The organism is Sphingomonas sp. BK481, assembly GCF_014194875.1.
Lineage (GTDB): Bacteria > Pseudomonadota > Alphaproteobacteria > Sphingomonadales > Sphingomonadaceae > Sphingomonas > Sphingomonas aerolata.
This window is the reverse complement of the sequence record NZ_JACIAP010000006.1, coordinates 89802-102355: the sequence shown is the minus strand read 5'-3', so window position 1 is coordinate 102355 and position 12554 is coordinate 89802. Positions and strand designations below refer to the sequence as shown.

12 protein-coding genes and 1 tRNA gene are annotated in these 12554 nt (G+C 68.4%); all 13 read right to left on the bottom strand.

Annotated features, from left to right (window positions below; genetic code table 11):
- Positions 1–11: 11 nt before the first annotated feature.
- The 13 genes from FHY04_RS13185 to hisG all read right to left on the bottom strand — a co-directional run bounded on the left by FHY04_RS13185 (position 12) and on the right by hisG (position 12456).
- Positions 12–1955, bottom strand: coding sequence for a sialate O-acetylesterase (locus FHY04_RS13185; RefSeq protein WP_183936773.1), 1944 nt, complete (start codon positions 1953–1955; stop codon positions 12–14).
- A gap of 23 nt (positions 1956–1978) precedes the next feature.
- A complete protein-coding gene (locus FHY04_RS13180; RefSeq protein WP_107931635.1) occupies positions 1979–2311 on the bottom strand; it encodes a hypothetical protein in 333 nt (110 codons plus the stop codon).
- Between the two features lie 332 nt (positions 2312–2643).
- Positions 2644–2719, bottom strand: a tRNA-Phe gene (locus FHY04_RS13175).
- A gap of 53 nt (positions 2720–2772) precedes the next feature.
- Positions 2773–2946: a DNA gyrase inhibitor YacG gene (locus FHY04_RS13170; RefSeq protein WP_183936772.1), complete on the bottom strand. Its 174-nt coding sequence runs from the start codon at positions 2944–2946 to the stop codon at positions 2773–2775.
- Positions 2946–3902: a ribonuclease gene (locus tag FHY04_RS13165; RefSeq protein ID WP_183936771.1), complete on the bottom strand. Its 957-nt coding sequence runs from the start codon at positions 3900–3902 to the stop codon at positions 2946–2948. Before FHY04_RS13165 ends, FHY04_RS13170 begins: the two co-directional genes overlap by 1 nt.
- Complete coding sequence (locus tag FHY04_RS13160; RefSeq protein ID WP_031441080.1) at positions 3895–4464, bottom strand: nucleoside triphosphate pyrophosphatase; 570 nt, start codon at positions 4462–4464, stop codon at positions 3895–3897. Before FHY04_RS13160 ends, FHY04_RS13165 begins: the two co-directional genes overlap by 8 nt.
- 45 nt (positions 4465–4509) lie before the next feature.
- Positions 4510–4728, bottom strand: a complete 219-nt coding sequence (infA, locus tag FHY04_RS13155; RefSeq protein WP_031441079.1) for a translation initiation factor IF-1 — start codon at positions 4726–4728, stop codon at positions 4510–4512.
- 156 nt (positions 4729–4884) lie between these two features.
- Entirely contained in the window at positions 4885–6396 is a 1512-nt protein-coding gene (locus FHY04_RS13150; RefSeq protein ID WP_183936770.1) for a DNA methyltransferase, read from the bottom strand.
- Positions 6397–6572: 176 nt separating this feature from the next.
- Entirely contained in the window at positions 6573–8729 is a 2157-nt protein-coding gene (locus tag FHY04_RS13145) for a sodium-translocating pyrophosphatase (RefSeq protein WP_183936769.1), read from the bottom strand.
- 91 nt (positions 8730–8820) lie between these two features.
- Positions 8821–9714 carry a thiamine-phosphate kinase gene (gene thiL, locus FHY04_RS13140; RefSeq protein WP_183936768.1) on the bottom strand — a complete coding sequence of 298 codons (894 nt, stop codon included), beginning with the start codon at positions 9712–9714 and terminating at the stop codon, positions 8821–8823.
- A 108-nt stretch (positions 9715–9822) separates the two neighbouring features.
- On the bottom strand, positions 9823–10278 hold the full coding sequence (gene nusB, locus FHY04_RS13135) for a transcription antitermination factor NusB (RefSeq protein WP_031396492.1): 456 nt from the start codon (positions 10276–10278) through the stop codon (positions 9823–9825).
- 220 nt (positions 10279–10498) lie between these two features.
- On the bottom strand, positions 10499–11794 hold the full coding sequence (hisD, locus tag FHY04_RS13130) for a histidinol dehydrogenase (RefSeq protein ID WP_183936767.1): 1296 nt from the start codon (positions 11792–11794) through the stop codon (positions 10499–10501).
- Complete coding sequence (gene hisG, locus FHY04_RS13125; protein ID WP_031441074.1) at positions 11791–12456, bottom strand: ATP phosphoribosyltransferase; 666 nt, start codon at positions 12454–12456, stop codon at positions 11791–11793. The genes hisD and hisG overlap by 4 nt, the downstream gene beginning before the upstream one ends.
- Positions 12457–12554: the final 98 nt, after the last annotated feature.

Below are 12554 nucleotides of genomic sequence, written 5' to 3'. Positions count from 1 at the left end.
CCGCCGGCGCGTCACGATAGCGGCGTTTCGAACGGGCCGACGGGCAGCCCCGCATCGTCGACCAGGTTGATCGCGGGCGCGTCCGACCAGGCATAGCGGACCCGCGTGACGGGCTGGCCGTCGCCGGGCAGCGTCACCTGCGTGCCGACGACCGTGCCGGATGCGTAGCGACAGCTTGCAGCGGCGGCGCCGCACATCTCGAACCCGATCGCCTCGCGCGCGCTTTTCGCGTGCAGCGCGCCGGTCACGCCGGAAAAGTCGAGCGCGACGCCACCACCGGCGGCACGCTGCGCACGGGCGAGGGCCGGGCCCGAGGGTGCGATCCGTTCGCCATAGACCGTCGCCCGCATGACCTGGGCAAGGCGTTGCCCCACCGCATGCTTTTCGCCCGGATGGATGTCGAGCGCATCGCCGATGTCGAGCGTGACCGCGACGCCGGCGTGGCGGTCCGCGGCGGCGACGCGACGTTGCGCATCGCGCACGGTGGCCCAGCCGCTCTCGCCCGGCGCAAAGGACGGTGCGCCGTAGCCGGCGAGCTGGGCGATGGCGAAGCCGGCCTGCGGGCTGCCGAGACGCGTGCGCCAGTCGGCGATCAGCGCGGTGAGACGCTGATCATAGCCCGGAATGCCGGTGTCGGACTCGCCCTGATACCAGGCGATCCCGGCGACGCGCGTCCGGCCAAGCGGTGCGATCATCGCATTGTAGAGCGTCCCGGCGCCGTTGATGTCGTCCCACGGCACCCGGGGGGCGGAACCCGCGATCCGCTGTGCCTTCGCATAGCGCCAGCCGTCGCCGAGCGGCACGCTGCTCCCGTCCCCGAAGGTGATCCGCATCGTGTCCGCAGGACCGGTCATCCCGCCATAGGCATAGACGTCGTCGTCGTTGACGGTGATGACGTTGCGCCCGGCCTTCAGCGTGCCGACGGGTAGTGCATAGACGCGCGATTGTGAGGCGAGGCTGCTGCCGCCGACACCGATCCCGTTGACCCAGGTCCGGTCGGCATCGTCGATCGTCCCCAGCACGAGCGTGGCGGGACCGCGCGCCTGTTCGGCGGTGATCTCGACGCTGCGCTGATACCACAGCATGCCGTTGTAGCTGGCGAGGTCGGCGATGCCCCAGGTCTCGAAATTGGTCATCGCGGGCACCGCCTGCCAGTCGAGCGCTGCGCCGGGTTGCCACGGCTCGCGGCCGACCGCGTCGCCCGATCCGGTCCGCCACCATGTCTCCCACAGCGTCATCGCACGCCGGTTCGCCGCCCCGGGATCGCGGGCATAGAGCGCCAGCAGATCCGCCTGGTCGCCGAGCCCCGCCCGCCGCAGCGCGGGGTCGCTCATCCACGCGCTGATCCGCGACCCGCCCCAGCTCGCATGGATCGCACCGATCGGCACGGCCGCGCTTCGCCGCAGCGCTTGCGCCATGTAGAAGCAGGCCGCGGAGAAGGTGGGCTGGCTCGCCGGGCCGGCGACGGTCCAGCGCACCGCATCATCGAGCCGCGCGACGGGCGTCGCGGCGGCGCGCTTCGGGATGGTCAGCAGGCGCAGGCTGGCGTCGACGGGTGCATGAGCATCGGGGATCAGGTCCTGCGCCTCGCTGACCGCCAGTTCCATGTTGCTCTGGCCCGAGCACAGATAGACATCGCCGATCAGCACATCATGCAGCACTGCCGCGCCGCTCTGCGCCGCGATCGTCAGATCATAGGGACCGCCGGCGTCGAGCGCGGGCAATTCCGCAGCGAAGCGGCCGGCCCGGTCCGCCTTTGCCGTGACCGAACGCCCCGCCAGCGTGATCATCACCGTTTCCCCCGCCGCCGCCTCGCCGGTCAGCGCGATCGGCTGACCTCGCTGGATCACCGCGTGATCGGTCAGCACGCCGTCGAGGCGCGGGGCGGCCAGCGCGGCGGACGCGCTGCTGGCGAGAAGGACGGCGATGGCGAGACGCACGGGCAGGCGTTGCATGATTTGATGGGTCCTCTGGCAGGTCAGACGGGCTGGAGCCCGGAGCGAACGAAACGGTGGATACGATCGCGGTGGTGAGGCGGGCTGGCCACCAGACGGTGTGTCGGGGCGTCGTTTTCGATCGAGCCGGGCATCACCGCCGTGCGTGCGCGGAGGCTGACGACTATGTCGTTACCAGCCCCGTCTATCGCGGGCAGGGGTAGCGTGTTGCTCTGAATGGCAATGTCTTGCGCGAAGGCGGGCAGCGCGCAGGTCAGCGCGGCAACGCTGATCACGTGCGCGACTGCAGGGCCACGCCGGGCGAGCGTCGGGTTTTGGGCCGCAACGGTGGAAGCAGCAGACGTCGTCGAGCCCATCCTGGCTTCCCCTCATGGGTCGCATTGCCTCATCGTGCGTGGGGCATGGGCGACCGAATTGCATGTCTCCGACTTCAGAAGGAGATGCGCAATTTAGCATTTGCGATAGCGCTCACACTAACCCGGATGTCGGGCTTTGCAAGTATTTGTCCGAGTGAAGTCAAAACGGCTCTCAATGCCGGAGCGCCATGCGATCTGGAGCACAATTGATCAGACTATAGGCTCGATGGCCGCCCGGGAGAGGCTGGACCATGAGCGGCAAGATGCGGCTGCTGAGCGCACATTGACGCTCGCCGGAGCTTGAAGTCCGCGGTCGCGGCAGAAGGGCAAAATGGTGCCCGGAGACGGGGTCGAACCGCCGACACTGCGATTTTCAGTCGCATGCTCTACCAACTGAGCTATCCGGGCATCGTCCGATCAGGATCGGATGAAGGGCCGATCGTGCGATCGGAAGGGCGCGTTTAGTCGGGCTCTTCACCGCTGTCTAGCCCCGTTTGCGATATTGCGCGGCCGGGGATGCGATAGCCTTCGCCGAGCCATTGCAGCAGGTCGCGGTCGCGGTGCCGGCTCGAGCAAAAGGGGGCGTAGTCGGGGACGGAGGGCTGGCCGCAGATCGGGCATTTCACGGCGGGCATCAGCGGCTCTCCAGATCGTGGACGACGCCCGTACGACGGGCGAGCGTCGCCAGCCAGTCGGGGTGCGCCATGAGGCGGCCATGGACCGCGGCGGGCAGCGCATGGCGCCGCGGGGCGGTCGGCGGGGTGCGCTCGAGCGTGCGCAACGCGGCGCGAGCGGCGGCACCGACGGGATCGGCGCGCAGGATCTCGGGGATCGAGGCGCGGGCGCGCGGGCGGATGATCTGCAGGAAGCCGAAGCCGTTGACTGCGGTCCGTTCGAACGGGGGCGGCAGCGTCGCGTCGATCGCCGCGGCGACGGCGTTTCGCTGCGCCTTGCCCGCGATGGTGGGGAAGTCGACGCCGATCGAGCCGCCGATCCCGTGGCGGCGGATCGCGCGCGCGACGGCGTGCGCGGCGGCGACCGCCAGCGGGTCGAGCGGCGGCGCGCCGTCGACATCGAACAGCGTCATCGCCGGGGTCGGTGACAGCCGCAGCGCGCCGAGCGGGAAGACGATCTCGCCGCTCATCGCCTCGTCGAGCAGTTCGGACCAGCCGGCGGCCTCCAGCGCATCGGGCTCGTGCGCGCGCGGGGCGTGAATCGGCAGGCCGGTCGCGACGAGACGGTCGTACAGCGTCGGCGCGGCGCAGGGTGGGCGATCGGTGGCGTTCGCCTTGGCGAGCTTGGCGCGGCCGGCCTCGGGCAGGGCCTCGCGGACGATCTCGACGGTCAGGCTGGCGCCCTGCGTGATGCCGGGCGGCAGATGGCTGACCAGCGCCTCGCCGCCGTCGAGCGCGATGCGGCCGCGCCCGCCGCCCAGCGCCTCGACGAGGCGTGCGCGCGCGACATGGCCGACGCGCAGCGCCACGTCGTCGCGCTCGATCAGTGCCTCGACGATCTGGTCATTCTCGACCAGCGCGGCGCGGTCTTCGCCGATGCCGGCTTCGTAGAGCCAGACGGGACCGGGTTCAGGCAAGCGCGAGGCCGGCGGTCTTCAGCAGCGCGCGGGTTTCGAACAGCGGGAGCCCCACGACCCCCGAATGGCTGCCCGAGAGAAAGCGCACGAACGCCTCCGCGCGGCCCTGGATCGCATAGCCGCCCGCCTTGCCGAGCCCTTCGCCGCACGCGATGTAGTCGTCGATCTCGGCGCTCGAGAGCGGCTTGAACGCGACGATCGTGTCGGCGAGGCGGGTGCGGACGGTGCCGGCGGCGTCGATCACGCAGACCGCGGACAGGCAGTGATGACGTCGCCCGGACAATTTGCCGAGCAGGTCGCGCTGGATGTCGGGCGTATCGGCGGGCGGCAGGATGCGGCGGCCGAGCGCGATGGTGGTGTCGCCGGCGATGACGATCTCACCCGCCGCGCGATCGACCGCGCATGCCTTCTCGACCGCGAGACGCAGCGCATAGGCGCGCGGCACTTCGGCCCGGTGCGGGCTTTCGTCGATATCGGGGGACGCCACGCGCGACGGCACGACGCCGAGCCGCGCCAGCAGGTCGCGGCGGCGGGGCGAGGAGGAGGCTAGGACGAGCACAATTGCCTCGATCTTGCTGCACGACCGCGGACGACCCGCGGCCAGCGCTTATTTGAAGCGGTAGGTGATGCGACCCTTGGTCAGATCATACGGGGTGAGCTCACACAGCACCTCGTCGCCGACCAGCACGCGGATGCGGTTCTTGCGCATCTTGCCGGCGGTGTGACCGAGAATCTCGTGGTCGTTTTCGAGCTGTACCCGGAACATCGCGTTGGGGAGGAGTTCCACCACGCGGCCGCGCATCTCGAGCAGTTCTTCCTTGGCCAAATATAATCTCTGAATTGGGGGAATTTCGGGACGAGCGCCCTTACCGCAGCTTGGCGAAAAAGGAAAGCACGCCCGAAAGGCGCGCATGGCCCTTATGCCCATACGCGCCCCTCAGACCTGGATGTCGGTGTTCGCCGCGTCCGAAACAAGGGCGCGTCACAGCAGCCCGGGCTGTGTGCCCGTGGCTTCGCGCGCGGCGCGGCGGAAGGCGGCGCGGTCGACATTGGGGATCCGCGGCCGCTTGCCCTGGAACAGGTCGGCGAGCGTGAGGATCTGAAGCCGCGGGAACGTCTCGTCGACGCCGGCGCGGTAGATGCCGACCGCGGCGGCGCGGCGCTCCATCTCGCGCGTGGGCCTGGCGTTCATGATCAGCACGCCGATCGGCGCCTTTTCGCGCGCGATCGTCGCCGCGAGCGTCTCGACCATCGTCACATCGGGATTGAGCCCGCCCTTGACCGAGACGATCGCGCGGTGCGTGACCATCTTTCCTGCGGCGACATCGTGATCGTTGAAATAGATGAGCCCGTCGATCCCGCCATCCGCCCCCTTCTTGCGGCCGCCAAAAGGGAGCGCATCGACCAGCGACACCGCCCACCACTGGAACTGGTATTTGTCGCGCAGTGCCAGATCGCGTGCGGAGGCGAGGTCGGTCGGCGTGCCCTCGACACTGAACATGACGGCGGGAAAGGCGTCGCGCATCCGCTTTTCGATCAGCGAGATCGCAAGATGCGTGACGTCGATCCCGATCCACTGGCGGCCGAGCTTCTGCGCCGCGTGGACCGCCGTGCCGCAACCGCAAAAGGGATCGAGGACGACATCCCCCTCGCGGGATGAGGCGGCGATGATACGCTCAAGCAGCGCGACCGGTTTCTGCGTCGGATAGCCGAACCGCTCCTTCGACGACGACGACAGGATCGGCATCGGCCAGACGTCCGACATCGCTTTGCCGCCGGCGAGGATATCGTCAATGCGGCGAAGCTTGTTTTTGGAATGCCCCTTGCCGCCCGGCATCCAGATCCACTCCACCCCGGCCTCGTCGACATGGACCGCCTGGCGGCGCGATGCGAGCAGTTCGCTGCGCGTCCACGGCGTCTTCGGCATGGCGAAACGGCTCCCAGCACTCTTGCCGTAGAACAGGATGACGTCGTGCTTGCGGTTGAAGAAATGCGGCAGGTCCATCAGCCGGAACGAATAGTCCCACACGATCTCGTTCCGATACGCCTTGTGCCCGAACACGCCGTCGAGAAGAAGTTTCAGATAGTGGCTCGCGGTCGGGTCGCAGTGGAGATAGAGGCTGCCGGTCGGTTTCAGGACGCGGTGCAGTTCGAGCAGCCGCACTGCCATCATCGCCAGATACGCCATCATGTCATTTTCGCCGAGAAACCCGCGCATCGCGTTGAGCAGGTCGAATGCCTTGGTGTTGCCGCTGCGCGCGACCTGGTCGAAGGCTTCCTCGGCGCTGTCGTTCCAATGCCAGCTGTCCTCGAACGCCTCGATCTGCGCGTTCGAGGCGCGGCCGTCGGGTTCCTTGAACAGGATGCCGTAGGTGGCGTTCGAATTGAACGGCGGGTCGAGATAGATCAGGTCGACGCTCTCGTCGGCGATCTCCTTGCGGAGGACGGCGAGATTGTCGCCATAGAAGAGGTGGTTTTCGGGGCGGTTGCGCATCGGGGCAGGATGCGGGGGCAAAAGCCGGTCCGTCCAAGCCAGATGCATCCGCGGACGGTCTATCGGGTCCGTTACGGCGGTATTGGCGGGGGGGTGTTACGGAGGGGGCAGCGCGTGCCGCCCCCTCCGTCAGGCCGCGCCTGCCACCTCCCCCTCTGCGGGCGAGGAGCGTCGAATCAGCCCGCCCCGGCCCCCGCGAGCGCGGCGAGCAGCAGCAGCGCGACGATGTTGGTGATCTTGATCATCGGGTTCACCGCGGGGCCCGCGGTGTCCTTGTAGGGATCGCCGACGGTGTCGCCGGTTACCGCGGCCTTGTGCGCCTCGGATCCCTTGCCGCCGTGGTTGCCGTCCTCGATATATTTCTTGGCATTGTCCCAGGCGCCGCCGCCGCTGGTCATCGAGATCGCGACGAACAGCCCCGAGACGATCACGCCGAGCAGCATCGCGCCGAGTGCGGCGAAGCCCGAGGCCTGGCCGGCGACCGCGGTGATGATGAAATAGACCGCGATCGGCGACAGCACCGGCAGCAGCGAGGGCACGATCATCTCGCGGATCGCCGCCTTCGTCACGAGATCGACGGTGCGCGCATAATTGGGGCGGCTGGTGCCGAGCATGATGCCGGGATTGTCGCGGAACTGCGTGCGGACCTCCTCGACGACCGCGCCCGCCGCGCGACCGACCGCGGTCATCCCGAACGCGCCGAACAGATAGGGGAGCAGCGCGCCGAGCAGCAGCCCGACGATGACGTACGGGTTGCTGAGGCTGAAATCGACCGTGACCTGCGGGAAATAGGTCGCGAGGTCGGTGGTATAGGCGCCGAACAGGACGAGCGCGGCGAGCCCGGCCGAGCCGATCGCATAGCCCTTGGTCACCGCCTTGGTGGTGTTGCCGACCGCGTCGAGCGCATCGGTCTTCTGCCGGACGTCGTCGGGCAGGCCCGCCATCTCGGCGATCCCGCCGGCATTGTCGGTGACCGGGCCGTACGCGTCGAGCGCGACGACCATGCCCGCCTGCGCCAGCATCGCGGTGGCGGCAAAGGCGATGCCGATGATCCCGGCGAGTTGGTAGGCGACGATCACCGCGACGACGATGACGAGCGTCGGCATCGCAGTCGATTCGAGGCTGATCGCGAGCCCCTGGATGACGTTGGTGCCGTGGCCGGTCTCGGATGCCCTGGCGATCGACTGGACCGGGCGGTGGTTGGTGCCGGTGTAATATTCGGTGATCCACACGATCAGCCCGGTGACGACCAGCCCGATCATCATCGACCAGAACAGGTCCATGCCGGTGAAGCTCTGCGTCAGCGACGGCGCGGCCTGGGTGGTCAGGTCGTCGGTCGCGGGATCGAGATAGCCTGCACCACCGATCACGCGGTGAAGGTCGCCGAGCACGTACTGCGTGGCGAGGTAGATGGCGGGAATCGACAGGATCGTCGAGGTGAAGAAGCCCTTGTAGAGTGCGCCCATGATGCTGCCGCCGCCGAGCCGGACCATGTAGGTGCCGATGATCGAGGTGACGATGCACACGCCGCCGACGAGCAGCGGGAGCGTCATCAGACGCATCAACTCGGCGCCGCTCGCCTGGATCAGCAGCGCGATCGAGATCATCGTGACGCCCAATGTGACGACATAAGTTTCGAACAGATCGGCGGCCATGCCCGCGCAGTCGCCGACATTGTCGCCGACATTATCGGCGATGACCGCGGGGTTGCGGGGGTCGTCCTCGGGGATGCCCGCCTCGACCTTGCCGACCAGATCCGCGCCGACGTCGGCTGCCTTGGTGAAGATGCCGCCGCCGAGCCGCGCGAAGATCGAGATCAGCGAGGCCCCGAAGGCGAGCGCGGTCAGTGCCTCGACGATGATCCGGTCGTTGGGCGCGTGACCCGCCGGGCCGGTGAGGTACCAGAAGAAGGCGCTGATCGCGAGCAGCCCGAGCCCTGCGACGAGCATCCCGGTGACCGCGCCAGAGCGGAACGCCATGGTCAGCCCGGCCTGCAGCGAGGTGCGTGCGGCCTCTGCGGTGCGGACGTTCGCGCGGACCGAGATGTTCATGCCGACATAGCCCGCGACCCCCGACAGCACCGCGCCGATGACGAAGCCGATCGTCGAGATGACACCGAGCGTGGCGAGCAGGATGACGGCGACGATGACGCCGACGATCGCGATGGTGGTGTACTGGCGGCCGAGATAGGCCTTTGCGCCCTCCTGGATGGCGGCGGCGATGTCCTGCATCTTCGCATTGCCGGGTGACGCGGCGAGAACCTGCCGACTGGTGACGAAGCCATATAGGACGGCGATGACGCCGCAGACCATGGCCAGATAGACGGTCGTCATACGGCACTATCCCTTTTTTCAGTTCCTCCCCGGTCTCGGCTTTGCCGAGTCCCGATTGGTCGAGCCTATCAGTGCGGGAACATTGCGCAAGTTATGCGGAGGGGCGGTGTTCGTAGCCAAGGCTGGCGGGCAGCGCGACCGGCTCGCCCGAGTTGTGGAGCGCCAGTCCGGCGCCGGGCGCGAAACTGCCGATCCGGGTGGCGTGGGTCACGAAGTCTTTCGGTGCGGCGAACAGCAGTTGATAATCGTCGCCTGCGGTCGCCGCCGCGATCCGATCGCCCGAAAAGGCGCGATAGGCGGGCGACAGCGGAATGCTGGCGAGGTCGATCGCCACCGCGAGCCCGCTCGCACGCGCCATTCGCCCGGCGTCGATCAGGAGGCCGTCGGACACGTCCATCATCGCATGGACGTGTGGCGCGAGGATGCGGCCGTCGGCGAGGCGGGGCTGCGGGCGCCGGTATGCGGCGAGCAGTTCGGGGGGGCCATCCTTGCCGCGCGCGATGGCGAGGCCAGCGCCCGCGTCGCCGATCGTGCCGGTGACGTAGAGCGCATCGCCCGCCTTCGCGCCGTTTCGGGCGGGGGCGGCGGCGTCGCTGCCGAAGGCGGTGACGGTGAGGATGCGGGGCGCACCTCGGGGGAGGGTGACCGTGTCGCCGCCGATCAGCCGCGTGTCATGGGCCGTAAGGATGTCGGCGAGGCCTTCGAGGAACGTGCGGTCCCATGCGTCGTCGCCGAGCGGGTAATTGAGCAGGATGCCCTCGGGAACCGCGCCCTTGGCGGCGAGATCGGAGAGGTTAGTCGCGACGAGCTTCCACGCGACGTCCTGTGGCGGGTCGGTGGGGAGGAAATGCACGCCCTCGACCAGCGTGTCGGTGGTGACGACGAGGGGCCCTGCGTCGAGCAGCGCGGTGTCGTCGTTCAGGCCGCGTGCCGCGGGGTGGAGCGGGAGGCGGCGCAGCGCGGCGATGAACTCGGCTTCGGTCATGTCCTCCGCCAATACAGCACCGTCATCCTGACGAAAGTCAGGACCCAGAGTAACGAACGCTCCGTCCTGTTACTCTGGGTCCTGGGTCGAGCCTAGGATGACGATAGATTACGCCCGAACCTCTTTCGCGATGCCGTCGAGTAGGCCGTTGACGAATCCCGATTCGCGCTTGTCGTAAAAGGCGTGCGCGACGTCGACATATTCGCTGATGACCGCGGCGACGGGGACGTCCTTGCGCGCAAGCAGTTCATAGGTGCCGACGCGGATGATCGCCTTCATCGGCTTGTCGAGCCGCGCGAGCGTCCAGCCCTTGGCGAGCTTGCCCTCGATCAGCAGGTCGATCTCGCCGCTGCGGGCATTCGCTCCGGTCACGAGGTCGTCGAAGAAATCGACGTCCGCCTCGGCATATTCGACGTCTTCGATCGTCGCGCCGAGCCGGTGCTGATGGAATTCGTTGAGCAGGACGGGCATCGCGGTACCCTCCATCTCATGCTGGTAGGTCGCCTGGACGGCGGCGAGTCGCGCGGCGGCGCGTGCCTTGGTGCGGGGAGCGGTTCTGGACATAAGCGGTTGCCTGTACGCGCGGGGGGGCTGCGTGTCAGCCCTTCGCGTTTCGGGCGTGTCTAAGCGAAGAAGATTGGTTCGCGCGGAGGCGCGGAGGTGCGGAGGTGCGGAGGTGTCGACCTTACCGCGCAGCGGCCCTCCAATAACCCGCTGGTGAGGATCGGGGCGGCTGCGCCGCGTACAACATCTCCGCGCCTCCGCGCCTCCGCGCGAACAAAAATCAGTGGTTGAGGCGAAGCCGCAACGCCACCGATTTTGCGTGGGCCGGCAAACCCTCGGCGTTGGCAAGCGCGACGGTGGCGGGGCCGAGTTCACGCAAGGCGGCTTCGTCGAGCGCGAGGAAGCTGGTGCGCTTCATGAAGTCGAGCACCGACAAGCCGCTCGCGAACCGCGCGCGGCGGCCGGTCGGCAGGACGTGGTTCGGGCCGGCGACGTAATCGCCGATCGCCTCGGGGGTGTAGCGGCCGAGGAACACCGAGCCCGCGTGACGGATGCGGTCGAAGAACCCTTGCGGGTCGGGGATGGCGAGCTGGAGATGCTCGGCGGCGAGCCGGTCGACCAGCGGGATCGCGTCCGCCAGCGTGTCGACGACGATGATCGCGCCGTTCGCATCCCAGGCGACGCGCGCGACCGCCTCGGTGGCGAGTTCGCTGAGCTGGCGATCGACCGCGTTGGCGACCTTGTCGGCAAACGCCGCGTCGTCGGTGAACAGGATCGATTGCGTCGTGGTGTCGTGCTCGGCCTGGCTGAGCAGGTCGGCGGCGGTCCATTCGGGGTCGTTGAGCGCATCCGCGACGACGACGATTTCGGAGGGCCCTGCGACCATGTCGATGCCGACGACGCCGTAAACCTGGCGCTTGGCCTCCGCGACCCAGGCGTTGCCGGGGCCTGTGATTACGTCGACGGGCGCGATCCGGCCGGCGCCGTAAGCGAGTGCGGCGACGGCCTGCGCACCACCGACGCGCCAGACCTCGTCGACACCTGCGAGATGCGCGGCGGCGAGGACGAGCGGGTTGATCTGGCCGTCGGGGGTCGGCGTGACCATCGCGAGACGACCGACGCCTGCCACCTTGGCGGGGATCGCGTTCATCAGCAGCGACGAGGGATAGGCCGCGCGGCCGCCGGGGACATAGATGCCCGCAGCGTCGACCGGCAGCCAGCGTGCGCCGAGCCGGACACCCGCCGAGTCGACCGAGTCGCTGTCAGTCGGGCGCTGTTTCTCGTGATAGGCGCGGATCCGCGTCGCGGCGAGTTCGAGCGCGGTGCGCAGCTCGGGCTCGATCGCGTCGAACGCGGCCTTGCAGTCGGCGGCGTCGATCTGCCAGCCGGTCGCTTCGAGGTCGTGGCGGTCGTGCTTCTGCGTCAGGTCGCGCAGCGCGGTCTCGCCGTCGTGGCGGACGGACGCGATGATCGCGGCGACGTCCTGCGTGACGCCTGCATCCGATTCGCGGCGATCCTCGACGAGCGCGGTAAAGCGGTCGGCGAAGTCGGCGTCGGTGGTGGAAAGGCGGATCATGCGGCCTGCTCCTGCTCGACGGCACGACGGAACGCCTCGACCAGCGGCACCACCCGAGCGCGCGTCTTCATCGCGGCGCGGTTGACGACCAGACGGCTGGTGACGTCCATGATCCGCTCGACCTCGACCAGGCCGTTTTCCTTGAGCGTCCGGCCCGACGAGACGAGGTCGACGATGCGCGGCGCGAGGCCGAGCGTCGGGGCGAGCTCCATCGCGCCGTTCAGCTTCACGCATTCGGCCTGGACGCCGCGGGCAGCAAAATGTGCAGCGGTGACGTGCGGATATTTGGTCGCGACGCGGACATGGCTCCAGCCGCGCGGATCGTCCTTCGCCGCCATCTCGGTGGGCTCGGCGACCGACAGGCGGCAATGACCGATGCCGAGATCGACCGGGGCATAAAGTTCGGAATAGCCGAATTCGGCGATCACGTCCGAGCCGACGATGCCGAGCTGCGCCGCGCCGTGCGCAACGAACGTCGCGACATCGAACGCGCGGACACGGATCAGCGAGATGTCGGGGTCGTTGGTCGCGAAGCGAAGCGCGCGGCTGTCCTCGTCCGAAAACGCCGCTTCGGGATGGATGCCGGCGCGGGCGAGCAGCGGCAAAGCCTCGGCAAGGATACGTCCCTTGGGGACGGCGATGATGATCTGGGAGTCTGGCACGCGCCGGGCTTTACGATCGGGCTGGGGAGGGTGCAACCGGATCGCCCCGATCGCCACAACAATACGGCCCGGGATCGCTCCCGGGCCGTCGTGGCGCC

Bases quoted from the DNA above. Each gene is read 5' to 3' on its own strand.
- thiL (WP_183936768.1), bottom strand. From the start codon at position 9,714: ATGACCGAAGCCGAGTTCATCGCCGCGCTGCGCCGCCTCCCGCTCCAC.
- FHY04_RS13150 (WP_183936770.1), bottom strand. From the start codon at position 6,396: ATGCGCAACCGCCCCGAAAACCACCTCTTCTATGGCGACAATCTCGCC.
- nusB (WP_031396492.1), bottom strand. From the start codon at position 10,278: ATGTCCAGAACCGCTCCCCGCACCAAGGCACGCGCCGCCGCGCGACTC.
- hisD (WP_183936767.1), bottom strand. From the start codon at position 11,794: ATGATCCGCCTTTCCACCACCGACGCCGACTTCGCCGACCGCTTTACC.
- FHY04_RS13170 (WP_183936772.1), bottom strand. From the start codon at position 2,946: ATGCCCGCCGTGAAATGCCCGATCTGCGGCCAGCCCTCCGTCCCCGAC.
- FHY04_RS13145 (WP_183936769.1), bottom strand. From the start codon at position 8,729: ATGACGACCGTCTATCTGGCCATGGTCTGCGGCGTCATCGCCGTCCTA.
- FHY04_RS13185 (WP_183936773.1), bottom strand. From the start codon at position 1,955: ATGCAACGCCTGCCCGTGCGTCTCGCCATCGCCGTCCTTCTCGCCAGC.
- FHY04_RS13180 (WP_107931635.1), bottom strand. From the start codon at position 2,311: ATGGGCTCGACGACGTCTGCTGCTTCCACCGTTGCGGCCCAAAACCCG.